This window comes from Jatrophihabitans sp., assembly GCF_036000465.1.
In the GTDB taxonomy this organism is placed as follows: Bacteria; Actinomycetota; Actinomycetes; order Mycobacteriales; family Jatrophihabitantaceae; genus Jatrophihabitans.
In genome coordinates, this window is sequence record NZ_DASYFV010000072.1 from 18035 (window position 1) to 34513 (window position 16479).

General features: G+C 71.1%; 13 protein-coding genes. 10 read left to right on the top strand and 3 right to left on the bottom strand.

Annotated elements, in window-relative coordinates; translation table 11 throughout:
• Nucleotides 1-43 precede the first annotated feature (43 nt).
• A complete protein-coding gene (locus VGN18_RS19580) occupies nt 44-1522 on the top strand; it encodes a hypothetical protein (RefSeq protein WP_327541410.1) in 1479 nt (492 codons plus the stop codon).
• Here the strand turns inward: VGN18_RS19580 and VGN18_RS19585 are convergent.
• A complete protein-coding gene (locus VGN18_RS19585; protein ID WP_327541411.1) occupies nt 1495-2058 on the bottom strand; it encodes a low molecular weight protein-tyrosine-phosphatase in 564 nt (187 codons plus the stop codon). The genes VGN18_RS19580 and VGN18_RS19585 overlap by 28 nt on opposite strands.
• Nucleotides 2059-2143: 85 nt before the next feature.
• Between VGN18_RS19585 and VGN18_RS19590 the strand changes: the two genes are divergently transcribed.
• The 4 genes from VGN18_RS19590 (at nt 2144) to VGN18_RS19605 (ending at nt 9037) form a co-directional block, all read left to right on the top strand.
• On the top strand, nt 2144-3667 hold the full coding sequence (locus VGN18_RS19590) for a TldD/PmbA family protein (RefSeq protein WP_327541412.1): 1524 nt from the start codon (nt 2144-2146) through the stop codon (nt 3665-3667).
• Nucleotides 3664-5055: a metallopeptidase TldD-related protein gene (locus VGN18_RS19595; RefSeq protein ID WP_327541413.1), complete on the top strand. Its 1392-nt coding sequence runs from the start codon at nt 3664-3666 to the stop codon at nt 5053-5055. Before VGN18_RS19590 ends, VGN18_RS19595 begins: the two co-directional genes overlap by 4 nt.
• 228 nt (nt 5056-5283) lie before the next feature.
• A complete protein-coding gene (locus VGN18_RS19600; RefSeq protein ID WP_327541414.1) occupies nt 5284-7122 on the top strand; it encodes a phosphoenolpyruvate carboxykinase (GTP) in 1839 nt (612 codons plus the stop codon).
• Nucleotides 7123-7243: 121 nt separating this feature from the next.
• Complete coding sequence (locus tag VGN18_RS19605) at nt 7244-9037, top strand: S8 family serine peptidase (RefSeq protein ID WP_327541415.1); 1794 nt, start codon at nt 7244-7246, stop codon at nt 9035-9037.
• On the opposite strand, the gene VGN18_RS19610 is transcribed toward VGN18_RS19605, so the two are convergent.
• Both VGN18_RS19610 and VGN18_RS19615 read right to left on the bottom strand, forming a co-directional pair.
• Nucleotides 9030-9587: an NUDIX hydrolase gene (locus tag VGN18_RS19610; protein ID WP_327541416.1), complete on the bottom strand. Its 558-nt coding sequence runs from the start codon at nt 9585-9587 to the stop codon at nt 9030-9032. The two genes, VGN18_RS19605 and VGN18_RS19610, sit on opposite strands and share 8 nt — an antisense overlap.
• Nucleotides 9588-9619: 32 nt before the next feature.
• On the bottom strand, nt 9620-10246 hold the full coding sequence (locus VGN18_RS19615) for a nucleoside/nucleotide kinase family protein (protein WP_327541417.1): 627 nt from the start codon (nt 10244-10246) through the stop codon (nt 9620-9622).
• Nucleotides 10247-10285: 39 nt separating this feature from the next.
• On the opposite strand from VGN18_RS19615, the gene VGN18_RS19620 reads away from it, so the two are divergent.
• The 5 genes from VGN18_RS19620 to VGN18_RS19640 all read left to right on the top strand — a co-directional run bounded on the left by VGN18_RS19620 (nt 10286) and on the right by VGN18_RS19640 (nt 16260).
• Nucleotides 10286-12295 (top strand): AAA family ATPase, encoded by a 2010-nt coding sequence (locus tag VGN18_RS19620; protein ID WP_327541418.1) that lies wholly within the window; start codon nt 10286-10288, stop codon nt 12293-12295.
• A gap of 43 nt (nt 12296-12338) precedes the next feature.
• Nucleotides 12339-12584 carry a hypothetical protein gene (locus VGN18_RS19625; protein ID WP_327541419.1) on the top strand — a complete coding sequence of 82 codons (246 nt, stop codon included), beginning with the start codon at nt 12339-12341 and terminating at the stop codon, nt 12582-12584.
• 195 nt (nt 12585-12779) lie between these two features.
• Nucleotides 12780-13892: a thiamine pyrophosphate-dependent dehydrogenase E1 component subunit alpha gene (locus VGN18_RS19630; RefSeq protein ID WP_327541420.1), complete on the top strand. Its 1113-nt coding sequence runs from the start codon at nt 12780-12782 to the stop codon at nt 13890-13892.
• Nucleotides 13889-14875, top strand: coding sequence for an alpha-ketoacid dehydrogenase subunit beta (locus VGN18_RS19635; RefSeq protein ID WP_327541421.1), 987 nt, complete (start codon nt 13889-13891; stop codon nt 14873-14875). The genes VGN18_RS19630 and VGN18_RS19635 overlap by 4 nt, the downstream gene beginning before the upstream one ends.
• Before the next feature lie 2 nt (nt 14876-14877).
• The gene (locus VGN18_RS19640; protein WP_327541422.1) at nt 14878-16260 is read left to right on the top strand and encodes a dihydrolipoamide acetyltransferase family protein; all 1383 of its coding nucleotides are present in this window, start codon (nt 14878-14880) and stop codon (nt 16258-16260) included.
• The last annotated feature ends 219 nt before the right edge of the window (nt 16261-16479 follow it).

The following is a 16479-nucleotide window of genomic DNA, read 5'->3' on the forward strand; positions in this document are numbered from 1 at the left end:
ACGCGAATACACTGCGCCGAAACGATCGAGGGGGAGTGCGCTCGTGCACACGCGGTTCCGTCGATGGGTCCGGGCAGCGGCGATCGCGACGGTGGCGGCCCTCGCGCTCAGCGCCTGCGCCAGCACGGTCAACGGCGACGCAACGATCGTCAACTCCAAGAACGCCAACCTCGACGTCATCGGCGGCGACTCGACCAGCTCGTTCGACCAGTCGGTGCAGAACTCGCTGAGCGACATCGAGGCGTTCTGGAAGATCAACTACCCCAAGGTGTCCGGCGGCAAGCCGCTGCCGCCGCTCAAGGGCGGGCTGTACTCGGTCGACGGCCTGAAGGTCGCCGAGACCGACAGCGTCACCGGCCCGGCCGCCCGGAACGCCTGCATCAGCCGCAGCGCCTCGTTCATCGTCGACAACGGGGCGTTCTGCCTGCTCGACGACTCGATCTCCTGGGATCGCGCCGACACCCACCTGTTCGCCCAGCTGGCCAAGCACTACGGCGAGTTGATGGTGGCGCTCGTCTTCGCCCACGAGTTCGGGCACGCGATCAGCTACCGCCTCGGCGTCTTCGACCAGCGGCCGCAGCCCGAGACGATCTTCACCGAGTCGCAGGCCGACTGCGCCGCCGGCGCGTGGGCCGCCTCGGCGCTCAAACGGGAGAACCCGCACTTCCGCGACGTGACCGCCCAGACCATCGACGACGCGCTCGAGGGCTACCTCGACGGCCGCGACTCGACGCCGGGCACCATCAACGAGATCTCGCACGGCAACGGCTTCGACCGCCTGTCAGCCCTCGCCGACGGCATCGACAAGGGCGCCACCTACTGCTACTCGAAAAACTACTTCGACCGGACGTTCACCGAGCGGCCGTTCGAGAGCGAATCGGACTACAACGCCGGCGGCAACGCCAGCCTGGCCCAGTCCACCGACCCGAACGGCTTCGTGGTCAAGGACCTCAACCGGTTCTGGACGGGCGCGGCCGGCGAGATCGGCAAGACGCTCACCCCGGTCAGGATCGCCGTCGCCGAGCACCCCAAGTGCGGCACCAACACCAGCGCGTTGCTCGGCTACTGCCCCGACGACAACACGGTCTACTTCAGCACGGCGTTCGCGGCCAAGGCCTACAACAGCCTGCCCGGCGTCGCGGTCGACAAGTCCACCGGCAACGTTTCGCTGCTGTTCAACCAGCCGGCCGACTTCTCGCTCGGGGTGCTGTTCGCGATCGGCTGGGGCATGGCCGTCCGGCACCAGTTCTTCGGTCGCGAACTGGACGACAAGGCGGCGTTGCTCTCGGCGATCTGCTACACCGGCGCCTACGCGAAGGACGTCAACCTCGCCGTCGACCCGAACTACGGCACGCCGAAGGCGAAGGACCTGCTGCTCTCCCCGGCCGACCTGGACGAGGCGGTCTCGGCGCTGCTGAACCAGCAGCTGATGGCCGGCTCCTACGGCGAGCGCGGCAGCACCGGCCTCGACCGGGTGCAGGCCTTCGTGAAGGGCTACAAGGGCGGCTTGGCCTCCTGCTGACGCGCCGGCGCCGCGACACCCGCACCGGAGGCGACCGCCACCTCGATCGCGTCGAGCAGCACGTCGCAGCTGCGCCTCACCTGCTCGAGCACCTCGGTGAACCCGTCGGCGTCGCCGAAGTACGGGTCGGGCACGTCGGCCGGCTGGTCGTCGTCCAGAGCGGGGTCGAAGTGCCGCAGACGCACGATCTTGGCCCGCGCCGCCACCGGATCGTCGGTGGCGTCGGCCAACTCGGCCAGGGCCAGGTGGTGCGTCGAGTCCAGGGCGACGACCACGTCGCGATCGGCGAAGTCAGCGGCCTGGAACTGCTTGGCCCGGTGTCGCGGCACCCCGTAGCCCGCGTCGGTCATCACCGCGCGGGCCCGGTGGTCCATGTCCTCGCCCTCGTGCCAGCCGCCGGTGCCGGCGCTGTCGACCTCGACCAGGTGCGCGAGCCCGGCGTGCTCGGCGACCGCCGCCAGCACCACCTCGGCCGTGGGCGAACGACAGATGTTGCCGGAGCAGACGAAACAGACACGAACGGGCGGACGGAGCACGCCGGACAGTGTCGCACCGGCGCGGGCGGCGCGACACGGTCGGTGGAGTCGCGGCGGCGCGGTCCCTTCTGAGTAGGTTCGACCCATGCCGGACATCGACTCGTCGTTCCTCGCGATGCCCGCCCGCGGCCTCGCCGCCGCCGCCCTCGACCGGGCCCGCGAGCTCGGCGCCGAGCACGCCGACTTCCGCCTCGAACGCATCCGCACCGGCCGCATCCGCGTGCGTGACGCCCGCCTCGACTCCACCAGCGACAGCGAGGACGTCGGCCTGTGCGTGCGCGTCGTGCACGACGGCACCTGGGGCTTCGCGAGCGGCATCGCCCGCACCGCCGAATCGGCCCGCGAGCTCGCCGAGCAGGCCGTCGCGACCGCGCAGGTCGCCCGGGTGCTGAGCAGCCAGCCGGTCGTGCTGGCCCCCGAGCAGGTCTACGACGACGTCGTCTGGGTGTCCTCCTACGACATCAACCCGTTCGACGTGCCCGACGCCGACCGCGTCGGTCGCCTCGTCGAGCTCTCCGAGCGCCTGATGGCCGCCGACGGCGTCGATCACGTCGACGCCGCGGTCACCTACGTGCTCGAGAACAAGTTCTACGCCGACACCGCCGGCACCATGACCACGCAGCAGCGGGTGCGCATCGAGGCCGAGTTCACCGCCGTCAACGTCGACCGGGGCGCCGGCGCGTTCTCCTCCATGCGCACGCTCGCACCGCCGGTCGCCCGCGGCTGGGAGTACCTCACCGGTACCGGGTGGGACTTCGACGCCGAGATCGCCGAGCTGCCCGGGCTGCTGATGGAGCACGCCAAGGCGCCGAGCGTCGAGGCGGGTCGCTACGACCTCGTGATCCACCCGTCGAACCTCTGGCTGACGATCCACGAGTCGATCGGGCACGCCACCGAACTCGACCGCGCCCTCGGCTACGAGGCGGCCTACGCCGGCACCTCGTTCGCAACGCTCGACCAGCTCGGCTCGCTGCAGTACGGCAGTCCGGTGATGAACGTGGTCGGCGACCGTACCGTCGAGCATGGTCTGGCCACGATCGGCTACGACGACGAGGGCGTGCTCGGCCAGCAGTTCGACATCGTCCGCGACGGCGTGCTGGTCGGCTACCAGCTCAACCGGCAGATGGCCCAGGCCAACGCCGACGCGCTCGGTGCGGCCGGGGGCCGCTCGAACGGCTGCGCCTTCGCCGACTCGGCCGGGCACATCCCGCTGCAACGCATGGCCAACGTGTCGTTGCAACCGGCGCCAGACGGCCCCTCCCTCGACGAGCTCGTCGCCCGGGTCGAGCGCGGCATCCTCGTCAAGGGCGACCGGTCGTGGTCGATCGACATGCAGCGCTTCAACTTCCAGTTCACCGGCCAGCAGTTCCATCGCATCGAGAACGGCCGGGTGGTGGGCCAGCTGCGCGACGTCGCCTACCAGGCCAAGACAACGGACTTCTGGGGCTCGATGGAGGCCGTCGGCGGCCCGCAGACCTTCGAGCTCGGCGGCGCGCTGAACTGCGGCAAGGGCCAGCCGGGCCAGATCGCGGCGGTGTCGCACGGCTGCCCGGCCGCGCTGTTCCGCGACGTGAACGTTCTCAACACGAAGGCGGAGGGAGGGCGATGAGCGATCCGAGAGAGTTGGTCGAGGCAGCGCTGGCGGCATCGTCCGCGGACGGCTGCATCGTCATCGCGGCCGAGCACTCCGAGACCAACCTGCGCTTCGCCGCGAACTCGCTGACCACGAACGGGCAGATGCGGTCCCGCTCGGTCACGGTGATCTCGACCTTCACCCGCCCCGGCGGCACGAGCGCCGGCGTGGTCACCCGCTCGGTGGTGAGCCTCGAGGAGGTCGACGACCTGGTGCGCGCGTCGGAGGACGCCGGCCGCGACGCCGATCCGGCCGACGACGCCGCACCGCTCGTCGAGCCGTACCCGAACGACGACGACTGGGACGCCGACCCAGCCGCGACGAGCGTGGCCGTCTTCGAACGCTTCGCTCCCGAACTCGGGGCCGCGTTCGCGCGCTGGTCGTCGTCGGACCGGCTGCTCTACGGCTTCGCCGAGCACTCGATGACCAGCTACTTCCTCGGCACGTCCACCGGGCTGCGTCGACGCTTCGACCAGCCCGACGGCCGGCTCGAGCTCAACGGCAAGTCGGCCGACCTCGCGCGCTCGGCCTGGTCGGGCCTGCACACGCGCGACTTCACCGACGTCGACGTCGCCGCCTTGACCGCGTCGCTCGAGCAGCGGCTCGAATGGGCGAGGAAGCGGATCGACCTTCCGGCCGGGCGCTACGAGACGATCCTGCCGCCGACCGCGGTCGCCGACCTGATGATCTACGCCTACTGGACGGCCTCGGCCCGCGACGCCGAGGAGGGGCGCAACGTCTACGCCGGGGCCGAGGGCAGCACGCGCATCGGCGAGCGCCTGTCCGCGCTCCCGTTCCGGCTGCACTCCGACCCGTCCGCCGCCGGCCTGCAGTGCGCCCCGTTCGAGATCGCCAGCGCGTCGTCGGCCGGGTTGCAGTCGGTGTTCGACAACGGTCAGCCCGCCGCCGCCGCGACCTGGATCGGCGACGGCACGATCACCGACCTCGTCCGCACCCGGTCCTGGGCCGAGCGGACCGGCCGGCCGGCGCGGCCCCTGATCGACAACCTGATCCTCGACTCCGGAACCGACGCCGGGCCGACGCTCGAGGAGATGATCGCCCGCACCGAGCGCGGCCTGCTGCTCACCTGCCTCTGGTACATCCGCGAGGTCGACCCGCAGACCCTGCTGCTGACCGGCCTGACCCGCGACGGCGTGTACCTCGTCGAGAACGGTGAGGTGCAGGGCGCGGTGAACAACTTCCGCTTCAACGAGTCGCCGATCGACCTGCTCACCCGGGCCACCGAGATCGGGCGCAGTGGCCCGACGATGTCGCGCGAGTGGAGCGACTACTTCCGGCGCACCGCCATGCCGGCGCTCCGGATCCCCGACTTCAACATGTCGACGGTGAGCGAGGCCTCCTGACCGCCACCGGTCAAGATCAGGTCGAAGGGTCCTGGCCGGCGCTGAATCCCTTGTGTTTGCGGGCTTTCACGCGCTTCTAACCCGGCCCGGATGTGAGGATTAACGCAGCCGTTCGAGTAGGTGTGTAAGCGTTACCGGTCGTTACAGTCCGGGGCAATCCCATTGAGACCCGCGATGGCTGTGCGCTGTCGCGGTGTCGTCCGTTTGACCGGCGAGGAGCACCTGCAGATGACGGCAACCACGATTCCCGGGCTCGACCAGGCCCCCACCACACACGTCGGGCTGCTCGCCTGGGTCCGCGAGACCGCCGAGCTCACCCAGCCCGAGCGCATCGAGTGGGTGGACGGCTCCCCGGAGGAGTGGACCCGCATCACCGACCAGCTCGTCGCCAACGGCACGTTCGTCCGGCTCAACGAGAGCATCAAGCCGAACTCGTTCTGGTGCGCCTCGGACCCGACGGACGTCGCGCGCGTCGAGGACCGCACGTTCATCTGCAGCAAGGATCCGTCGGGTGCCGGGGCCACCAACAACTGGATGGACCCCGACGACATGAAGGCGATCATGACCGAGCGCTTCCGCGGCTCGATGCGCGGTCGCACCATGTACGTCCTGCCCTACTGCATGGGCCCGCTGGACGCCGACGAGCCGATGCTCGGCGCCGAGATCACCGACTCGCTCTACGTCATCGCCTCGATGCACGTGATGACCCGCCTCGGCACCAAGGCGCTCGACCTGTTCACCAAGGACGGCGTGGAGCAGACGTTCGTGCCCGGCCTGCACTCGCTGGGCGCGCCGCTCGAGGCCGGCGAGCAGGACCGGCCCTGGCCCTGCAACGACACGAAGTACATCGTGCACTTCCCCGAGGAGCGCCTGATCTGGTCCTACGGCTCGGGCTACGGCGGCAACGCGCTGCTCGGCAAGAAGTGCTACTCACTGCGAATCGCCTCGGCCAAGGCGCGCGACGAGGGCTGGCTGGCCGAGCACATGCTCATTGCCAAGCTCACGTCGCCCGAGAACAAGGTCTCCTACATCGCCGCGGCGTTCCCGTCGGCGTGCGGCAAGACGAACATGGCCATGCTCGAGCCGACCCTGCCGGGCTGGAAGGTCGAGACGATCGGCGACGACATCGCCTGGATCCGCATCGGCGAGGACGGCCGGTTCTACGCGGTCAACCCGGAGAACGGCTTCTTCGGCGTCGCCCCCGGCACCGACTTCCACACCAACCCCAACGCGATGCGCACCATCGCCAAGGGCAACTCGGTGTTCACCAACGTCGCGCTGACCGACGACGGCGACATCTGGTGGGAGGGGATGGGTGAGCCGCCGGCGCACCTGACCGACTGGAAGGGCAACGACTGGACGCCCGAGGACGGCCGGAACGGCGTCCTGTCCAGCCACCCGAACTCGCGCTACTGCACGCCGATCGAGCAGTGCGACACCCGCGCACCCGAGTGGGACGACCCGAAGGGCGTGCCGCTGGACGCGATCTTCTTCGGTGGCCGCCGCCGCGACACCGTTCCGCTGGTGACCGAGGCGCGCGACTGGCAGCACGGCGTTTTCATGGGCGCGACGCTCTCGTCCGAGACCACGGCCGCCGCGGTCGGCCAGACCGGCATCGTGCGCCGGGACCCGATGGCGATGCTGCCGTTCATCGGCTACAACGCCGGCGACTACTTCGCCCACTGGATCGCCACCGGCAAGGGCGCCGACGCGACCAAGCTGCCGAAGATCTTCTATGTCAACTGGTTCCGCCGCGACGCCGAGGGCAACTTCACCTGGCCCGGGTTCGGCGAGAACATCCGCGTGCTGAAGTGGGCGCTGGACCGCATCGAGGGCAAGGTCGAGGCGATCGACACCCCGATCGGCCGCGTCCCGACGCCGGGCGCGCTCGACACCCAGGGCCTCGACATGTCCGACGAGGAGCTGACGAAGGCGCTCACCGTCGACGTCGAGGAGTGGAAGCAGGAGATCCCGCTCATCGAGGAGTGGTTCGACAAGATCGGCGCCCAGCTGCCGACCTCCATGCGCGACGAGCTCGACGCCCTGAAGCTGCGTCTCGAGGCGTAGTCCGACCCGTTCGACCGACGGCCCGGGCTGCTGCCCGGGCCGTCGGTGTCTGCCCGGCGAGCGGCAGTTGACCGCACAGGTCACAATTGATCGCCCGCCCCCGCCGGAAATGAGCATTTCGATGACCCTGCGCCTGCGCGCCACCCGCCTGGCCACCACGGTTGCGCTCGTCGCGCTGGCCACCGTCGGCCTCACCGTGTCGGCCGGCGCCGCGCCGCCGCCGGTCGTCCCGCCGTCGCTCGGCAGTGCGCTCGGGTACGCCGTCAACCAGCCGGTCTGCAACCAGCCGGCCCGCATCGGTTTCGTCCGCTGCTTCGCGTTCAAGCGGGTGGACGTCGCCAAGGGCACGAAGCACGCCTACAGCTACGTGAAGTCCGACGCGCTGGTGCACGGGCCGGCCGGGGGGTACACGCCGGCGCTCGTCGCCTCCGCCTACGGTTTCGATCCGCGGGTGAACCGGTCGAGCCAGACGGTCGCGATCGTCGACTGGTACGACGACCCGCTCGCCCTCGTCGACCTGCGGGCCTTCGACGCGCACTACCGCTTCCCGCTCGACACCGCGGCCACGTTCCGCAAGGTCAACCAGCGCGGCCTGTCGGCCCCGCTGCCGTCGTCCGACCAGGACGCCTCGACCGAGATCGCCCTCGACACGCAGGTGGTGCGCGGGGTGTGCCGCACCTGCAAGATCCTGCTCGTCGAGGCCGACTCGCCCAGCGAGAACGACATCGCCGCCGCCGAGAACACCGCGGTGCGGCTCGGGGCGACCGTCGTCAGCAACTCCTTCGGCGGCCCCGAGCACGGCCTCTCGTCCAGCCTGATCGCCGCCTACAACCACCCCGGTGTCGCCATCACCGCGTCGACCGGCGACGACGGCTGGCGCGGGTGGGACTGGTCGAACAACACCGGCGACCACTCCGACAACGCCGTCTCCTACCCGGCGTCGAGCCCCTACGTGGTGTCGGTCGGCGGCACGTCGCTGACCCTGAACGCCAACGGCACCCGCGCGAACGAGACGGTGTGGAACGGCAACGGTCCCAGCGACTCCGCCGGCCTGCCCAACCATCGGCGCCTCGGCGCCGGCGGGGGTGGCTGCAGCCGGTACTTCGGCGCCCCGCTCTGGCAGCTGCACCACGCGGGCTACGCCGCGGCCGGCTGCGCGGGCAAGCGGCTGTCGGCCGACGTGTCGGCGCTCGCCGACCCGCGCTACGGCTTCGACATCGTCGACCGGTTCGGGGCGGGCGGCTGGATCACCGTCGGCGGCACCTCGGTGGCGGCACCGCTGGTGGCCGGCATGTACGCCCTCGTCGGTGGCGCGCACGGCGCCGCCTACCCCTCGGCCGCGGTCTACACCAACAGCGACACCAAGCTCTGGAGCCGCTACGACGTCCGGACCGGCGGCAACGGCTTCTGCGGGGGCGCGACGACCTCGGACTGCAGCCAGTCCGTCGCCTCCCAGAGCGGGTTGCTCGGCCTGCCCGGCACGGTGAACAACCCGAATGCCCTGCCCGGCGGTCTCAAGGACTGCTCGTTCCCGTCGTCGGGCACCGTGTCCTCGCCACCCGCGCTCGACCAGGAGTGCAACGCGGTCGTGGGGTACGACGGCCCCAGCGGCGTCGGTGCGCCGTCGTCGTCGTCGCTGTTCCTCAACGCCGAGCCGGCGCTCGGCTTCACCCATCCGGCGGCCCTGCACGTCCGGCAGGTCGGCACCTTCACCTCGAAGGCGACCGAATACGCGCCGAACACGCACATCCTCTACTACGTGTGGCGCTGGGGCGACGGTGCCCGCACCGTCGCGACCTCGACCTCGGCCCGCCACGCCTACGCGCGGACCGGCCGCTTCCTGGTCACGCTCTCCGTGGTCGACAGCCGCTACCAGGTGGTCTACCACCGCACGTGGCAGCCGGTCGTCACCTGACCGGGTCGAGGTCGAGCAGCGCGAGCGCAGCGATGCTGTGCGCGTCGGCGAGCTCGCCGGTGCGGACCATCGACCGGATGTCGTCGAGGCTGCGCCACTCGTGCACCATGTCCGACTCGGTGCTCTCGCGCTGGGTCGGGCCGGTGGTGAGGCCGGTGGCCAGGAAGACGTCGTAGCTCTGCGAGCAGAAGCCGTAGCAGGCGAAGAGGCGGCCGAGGTGGCGCAGCTCGTCGGCGCGCAGGCCTGTCTCCTCGCGCAGCTCGGCGGCGGCGAGCTCGGCCGGCGGGCCGTCGCGGTCGGCCGGCCAGCCGCCCTGCGGGAACTCCCACTCGCGCCGGCCGATCGGGTAGCGGAACTGCTGCACCATCCAGATGCCGGCGACGCCTTCCCGGCGTTCGTGAGCGAGGACGACCACGAAGTCGCGCTTGTCGACGACCGAGTAGAGCCCGGTCGAGCCGTCGGGGAACTCGACGTCGTCCTCGCGCAGCTCCAGCCATGGATTGCGGTAGACGGTGCGGCTGCTGAGCTGGCGGATCCGGGCCTCGTCCATGCGCTCACTGTGCCCGATCGGCCCGGAGCGGCTCAGTCCAGGCGGACGACGCGGTCGGCCCGCTCCCGCGTGGCCGCCACGATGCCGGCGTTGCGCGCGTCGCTGCCGGTTTGCACCCGCTCGCGGGCGCGCGACTCGTCCCAGCCGTAGGCACGGAACCGGGCGACGAGACGGTCGACCCGCACGGCCTCCGGCACCTCGACGAACCAGACCTCGTCGAGCACCGCGGGCAGGTCCCTCCACGGGTCCTCGTCGAGCAGCAGGTAGTTGCCCTCGGTGATGACGAGGCGGACCGACGCCGGCACCACGATCGCGCCGGGCACCGGCTCCTCGGCCGAGCGGTCGAAGTCCGGCGCGTGGACCGCGCCGGTGGCCGAGCGCAGCCGGCGCATCAGGTCGACGTAACCGGCGCCGTCGAAGGTGTCCGGCGCCCCCCGGCGTTCGACGGCGTCCAACTCGCGCAGGCGCTGCGTCGTGAGGTGGAAGCCGTCCATCGGCACGACCATCGCGCCGGGTACCCCGGCGGCGAGGGCGGCGGCCAGGGTCGACTTCCCCGCGCCCGGCGCGCCGGCGAGGCCGAGCAGCCGGCGCGGCCCCGAGGCGAGCTCCGCGGCCCGCGCGAGGAGATCGGGCCGGGTCATCGGGCCAGTGAACCGCATCCGGAAATCGTTTCGGGCCGCGCGTAACGTCATCTGATCGTGGCCGACGATCCCGCACCCGATCCCATCCTCACCGCCGAACGAGACCACCTCGACCTCGCCCGCGACTGCCTGGTCGCCATGCGCGAGGTCGCCGAGCACCTCGCCGACTACGGCGTCGACGAGCTCGCCAGCCACGGCCTGGGCCGCATGCGGGCGCAGCGGCTCGAGCACCTCGGCGCGGAGCCGGACGCGCCCCCCTTCTTCGGGCGGACCGACCGCGACCGCGAGGACGACCGGCCCGGCACGGAGACCTTCCACATCGGGCGCCGCCACGTCCGCGACTCCACCGGCGACCCGGTCGTCATCGACTGGCGCGCGCCGATCGCCCGCGCCTTCTACCGGGCCACCCCCGCCGACCGCATGGGCGTCCGGCTGCGCCGGCGCTTCGGTTTCCATCACGGCGTGCTGTCCTCCGTCGAGGACGAGCACCTCGACCGGGGCGAGTCCCTCGGGCTGTCGTCGGAACTGCTGCGCGAGGAGATCGAGCGGCCGCGCGTCGGCCCCATGCGCGACATCGTCGCCACCATCCAGCCCGACCAGGACGACCTCGTGCGGGCCGACCTCGACACCTCGCTGTGCATCCAGGGGGCGCCGGGCACCGGCAAGACGGCGGTCGGCCTGCACCGCGCCGCCTACCTGCTCTACACCTATCCCGACCGGCTGCGCCGCTCCGGCGTCCTCGTCGTCGGCCCCAACGCCGCCTTCCTGCACTACATCGCCCAGGTGCTGCCGTCGCTCGGCGAAGGCGGCATCACGCAGAGCACGGTCGGCGACCTCGTCCCGTTCGTCGCGCGCGGCACCGAGGCCACCGACGTGGCCGTGCTCAAGGGCGACGCCCGGATGGCCGACGTCCTCCGCCGAGCGGTGCTCTCGCACATCGCCAAGCCGACCGAGGACGTCGTGTCGATCATCGGCACCAAGCGCTACCGCATCGGCGCGCACCACCTGCGCCGCTACGTCGACGACGCCCGCCGCTCGCTCGGCACCGGGCTGCGCTGGTCGACCGCCCGCGACCGGCTGCGCATGCAGGTGGCCGAGGACGTCCGGCGCCAGCGCGAGGACGCCGGCGGCGCGCCGTCCGACGCCGAGACCAACAAGGTGGCCCGCTCGGCCGCGGTGAAGGAATGGGTCGACACGGTCTGGCCCGAGCTCAACGCCCCGACCCTGCTGGCCCGGCTCTACGACGACGCCGACTTCCTGCGGCGCTGTTCGGCGACCACGCTCACCGACGAGGAGCGCGCGCTGCTCCTGCGACCGGCCCCGAGGTCGGTGCGCAGCATCAGGTGGACCGCGGCCGACACCGTGCTGCTGGACGAGCTCGACGCGCAGCTGTACGGGCGCGACACGTTCGTGCACGCGGTGGTCGACGAGGCGCAGGACCTCTCGGCCATGCAGTGCCGGGTCGTCGCACGCCGCTGCCCGCTCGGCTCGGTGACCGTGCTCGGCGACCTCGCCCAGGCCACCACGCCGTGGGCCCCGGGCGACTGGGCCGCCACGCTCGGCCACCTCGGCCACGACGCCACCGTGCGCCCGCTGACCGCCGGCTACCGCGTGCCGGGCGAGGTGCTCGAGGTCGCCAACCGGCTGCTGCCGCACATCGCCCCGGACGTCCCGCCGGCCACCTCCATCCGCCAGGGCGACGACGCGCTGCACTACGCGGTCGACGGCTCCGTGGTCGACGAGGTGCGCGACTGCCTCACCGTCGAGGGGTCGGTCGGCGTCATCGTCCCCGACTCCCGCGCCGGCGCCGTGCTCGCCGAGCTGCGCGCGGTCGGCATCGCGGCCCACGCCCTCGACGAGGACGCCGACCCGCTGGTCGAGGTCGTGCCGGCCTCGCAGGCGAAGGGCCTGGAGTTCGACTCCGTCGTGCTGCTCGAACCGCACGACATCGTGGCCGCGGAGACGACCCGCATCGACGGCCTGCGCCGCCTCTACGTGGTGCTCACCCGGGCCGTCTCGCGGCTTCGGATCGTGCACGCACAGCCGCTGCCGCCCGAGCTGCGGTAGGAAGGACCAGCAGAACCCACCACGACAGACAGGGGCACGCGTCATGGGATTCCTGGATCGCGCCAAGGAGAAGGCCGAGGAGCTCGCCAAGCAGGCCAAGCCGGCGGCTCAGCAGGCCAAGGAGAAGGCCGGCCCGATGGCCGCGCAGGCGCGCGAGAAGGCCAAGCCGATGGCCGAGAAGCTGCGTGAGGGCAGCGCGCGCGCAGCGAAGACGCTGCAGCAGTCCGCCGAGGGATTGCGCGAGGGCCTGCACGGCGAGGAGAAGAAGCGGCCGAAGCCCGGCCCCTGAACCGCGGCGGCAGCATTCGATCCGTGACGGCGGTCACGGTTATGGTAGGAACCCCTGGGTAATCCGCCCGGTACGCCACCCCTGTACCAACGGGTCCAGCCCAGTCACCTGTGAGCACGTACGGCACGGAGACCCCGTCCTACGTCCGATGCGAGGAGTCGCCATGCACGCCTGCGTCCATTTCGAGGTCGGCATATGAGCGAGCAGCTTCATGCCGTTCAGCCCGAACCGGATCTCGTCCAACTGCTGACGCCCGAGGGCCTGCGGGTCGAGCACCCCGACTACCCGCTCGAGATCAGCGACGACGAGATCGCCTCGCTCTACCGCGACCTGGTGATGGTGCGCCGCATCGACACCGAGGCGATCGCGCTGCAGCGCCAGGGCGAGCTCGGCCTGTGGGCCAGCCTGCTCGGCCAGGAGGGCGCGCAGATCGGCGCCGGCCGCGCGCTGAAGAAGCACGACATGGCCTTCCCGACCTACCGCGAGCACGGCGTGGCCTGGTGCCGCGACGTCGACCCGCTCACGCTGATGGGCCTGTTCCGCGGCACCAACCTCGGCGGCTTCGACCCGCGCGAGCACAACTTCAACCTGTACACGATCGTCATCGGCGCGCAGACGCTGCACGCGGCCGGCTACGCGATGGGCGTGGTCCGCGACGGCGCCGTCGGCACCGGCGACCCCGAGCGCGACACCGCCGTGCTCGCTTTCTTCGGTGACGGCGCCTCGAGCCAGGGCGACGTCAACGAGTCCTTCGTGTTCGCCGGCGCGGGCAACCTGCCGGTCGTGTTCTTCTGCCAGAACAACCAGTGGGCCATCAGCGAGCCGGTCACCACGCAGAGCCGCGTGCCGCTCTACAAGCGGGCGGCCGGCTTCGGCTTCCCCGGCGTGCGGATCGACGGCAACGACGTCCTCGCCTGCCTGGCCGTCACCCGCAAGGCGCTCGACGACGCCCGCAACGCGCAGGGCCCGACGCTCATCGAGGCCTTCACCTACCGGATGAACCCGCACACCACCAACGACGACCCGCGCCGCTACCGCCTGGGCAGCGAGGCCGAGACCTGGAAACTCAAGGACCCGATCGAGCGGGTGCGGGCCTATCTCGGCCGCGTCGCCGGGTTCGACCCGTCCTTCTTCGACGACGTCGAGGCCGAGGCCAAGCAGTTGGCCGAGCACGTGCGGGCCGGCTGCCGCGCGCTGCCCGACCCGACCCCCGGGTCGCTGTTCGACCACGTCCACGTGACCATGACCGACGACCTCGTCGAGCAGCGCCAGGAATTCGTCGACTTCGTCTCGGAGGTGTCCGCATGAGTGCCCCCGCGTTCGCCTCGATGACGATGGCCAAGGCGCTGAACGAGGGCCTGCGCAAGTCGATGGAGAGCGACCCCAAGGTCGTGATCATGGGTGAGGACGTCGGCAAGCTCGGCGGCGTCTTCCGGATCACCGACGGCCTGCAGAAGGACTTCGGCGAGGACCGCGTGATCGACACCCCGCTCGCCGAGTCCGGGATCATCGGCACGGCCGTGGGCCTCGCGATCCGCGGCTACCGGCCGGTGTGCGAGATCCAGTTCGACGGCTTCGTCTTCCCCGGCTTCGACCAGATCGTCAGCCAGGTGGCCAAGTTCCACAACCGCTCGGCCGGGCTGATGAAGATGCCGATCACGATCCGCATCCCGTTCGGCGGCGGCATCGGCGCGGTCGAGCACCACAGCGAGTCGCCCGAGACCTACTTCGCGCACACGGCCGGGCTGAAGGTCGTCTCGTGCTCGAACGCTTCCGACGCCTACTGGATGATCCAGGAGGCCATCGCCGACGACGACCCGGTGATCTTCTTCGAGCCCAAACGGCTCTACCACGCGGCCAAGGCCCCGATCGCCGAGACGCCGACCCCGCTTTACCAGGCCCGAGTGGTCCGTCCGGGCCGCCACGTGACGATGGTCGGCTACGGCCCGACGGTGTCCACGCTGCTGTCCGCGGCCGAGGTCGCATCCGGCGACGGCATCGAGCTCGAGGTCGTGGACCTGCGGTCGGTCTCGCCGCTGGACATGCCGACGGTCGTCGAGTCGGTGCGGCGGACGGGCCGGCTGATCGTCGTGCACGAGGCGCCGCACAGCTTCGGTGTCGGCGCGGAGATCGCGACGCGGGTGATGGAGCAGGCGTTCTACTCACTCGAGGCGCCCGTGCTGCGGGTCAGCGGTTACGACACCCCGTACCCGCCGAGCCGCCTCGAGCACGAATGGCTGCCCAACCTCGACCGCGTGCTGGACACCGTCGACAAGATCATGGAGTACTGACCATGCCGGTCAAGCAGTTCCTGTTGCCAGACCTCGGTGAGGGGCTCACCGAGGGCGACATCCTCAAGTGGACGGTCGCGGTCGGCGACACGGTCGACGTCAACGACACGATCGCCGAGGTCGAGACGGTGAAGGCGGCCGTCGAGCTGCCGTCGCCGTTCGCCGGCGTGGTCACCGCACTGCACGCCGACGAGGGCACCACCGTCCCGGTCGGCACGCCGATCATCTCGATCGACACCGGCGGCATAGGCACCGAGAACATCGCCGCCGGCGAGGACATGGTCCCGGCCGTCCCCGGCCTGCCCGGTGAAGGCGCCGTCCCGGCGGAGGAGAAGCAGCTGACCCTCGTCGGCTACGGGCCCCGCGAGGAGTCCGGCGGTCGCCGCCGCCGCCGTCACGCCGGCGGCACCAACGGCGCGACGAGCGCCGGCGCGCAGGTCTCGTTCAATCTGCCGCCCGCACCGGCCGGCCCCGAGCCGGCAGTCGTCGAGCCGGAACCCGCGCCGGTGGCGCAACGCGTGCTGGCCAAGCCGCCGGTGCGCAAGCTCGCGAAGACCCTCGGTGTCGACCTCAGCACCGTCACCCCGACCGGCCCGCACGGGACGGTGTCGCGGGAGGACGTGCAGGCGGCCGTCGGCACCGCGGCCGTGGCGCCGCAGCCGCAGGTCGACCGGTCACAGCGCGAGACGCGGATCCCGATCAAGGGGGTGCGCAAGCACACCGCCGCGGCCATGGTCTCCAGCGCGTTCACCGCGCCGCACGTCACCGAGTTCATCACCTGCGACGTCACCGCGATGATGGAGCTGCGCGACCGGGTGGCCGCCCGCCGCGAGTTCCGCGAGGTCAAGGTCAGCCCGCTGCTGTTCGTGGCCAAGGCCGTGATCCTGGCCGCGCGCAAGACGCCGGAGATCAACGCGACCTGGAACGAGGCCGCCGGCGAGATCGTCGTGAAGAACTACGTCAACCTCGGCATCGCCGCGGCGACCGGGCGCGGGCTGATCGTGCCCAACATCAAGGACGCCGACCAGCTCTCGCTGCTCGACCTGGCGCGGGCGATCGGCGCGCTCACGGACACCGCCCGCTCGGGGAAGACGCCCCCTGCGGACATGTCCGGCGGCACGATCACGATCACCAACGTGGGCGTCTTCGGCGTGGACACCGGTACCCCGATCATCAACCCCGGCGAGGCGGGCATCGTCGCGTTCGGCGCGATCGGGCGCCGGCCGTGGGTCGTGGGCACGGGCGCCGACGAGCGCATCGAGCCGCGCTGGGTGACCCAGCTCGCGGTGTCCTTCGACCACCGGCTGGTCGACGGGGCGCAGGGATCGCAGTTCCTGGCCGATGTGGCAGCCGTGCTGACGGATCCGGGCCTCGCACTGCTGTAGGACCCGTGTGACGTTAGGCACGAGGGGGCATATCGCTTTGCTTTCTTCGGTTCAAGTGAGCATCCTGTAAAGGAATCACACACCGAGAGAAGGTCACCGTCATGTCCCGCACGTCTGCGCTCGTCCGCAAGATGGCAGCGCGCCGTAACGTCCGCGAGTTCGAGCGTGCGCTGCGCTCCGCGCCCCCGTCGATGCAGCAGGAGCTGCGCGCCATCGCCG

Coding starts and splice junctions, on each gene's coding strand:
- VGN18_RS19590 (WP_327541412.1), top strand. CDS start 2,144: ATGCCGGACATCGACTCGTCGTTCCTCGCGATGCCCGCCCGCGGCCTC.
- VGN18_RS19595 (WP_327541413.1), top strand. CDS start 3,664: ATGAGCGATCCGAGAGAGTTGGTCGAGGCAGCGCTGGCGGCATCGTCC.
- VGN18_RS19600 (WP_327541414.1), top strand. CDS start 5,284: ATGACGGCAACCACGATTCCCGGGCTCGACCAGGCCCCCACCACACAC.
- VGN18_RS19605 (WP_327541415.1), top strand. CDS start 7,244: ATGACCCTGCGCCTGCGCGCCACCCGCCTGGCCACCACGGTTGCGCTC.
- VGN18_RS19610 (WP_327541416.1), bottom strand. CDS start 9,587: ATGGACGAGGCCCGGATCCGCCAGCTCAGCAGCCGCACCGTCTACCGC.
- VGN18_RS19615 (WP_327541417.1), bottom strand. CDS start 10,246: ATGCGGTTCACTGGCCCGATGACCCGGCCCGATCTCCTCGCGCGGGCC.
- VGN18_RS19625 (WP_327541419.1), top strand. CDS start 12,339: ATGGGATTCCTGGATCGCGCCAAGGAGAAGGCCGAGGAGCTCGCCAAG.
- VGN18_RS19630 (WP_327541420.1), top strand. CDS start 12,780: ATGAGCGAGCAGCTTCATGCCGTTCAGCCCGAACCGGATCTCGTCCAA.
- VGN18_RS19635 (WP_327541421.1), top strand. CDS start 13,889: ATGAGTGCCCCCGCGTTCGCCTCGATGACGATGGCCAAGGCGCTGAAC.
- VGN18_RS19640 (WP_327541422.1), top strand. CDS start 14,878: ATGCCGGTCAAGCAGTTCCTGTTGCCAGACCTCGGTGAGGGGCTCACC.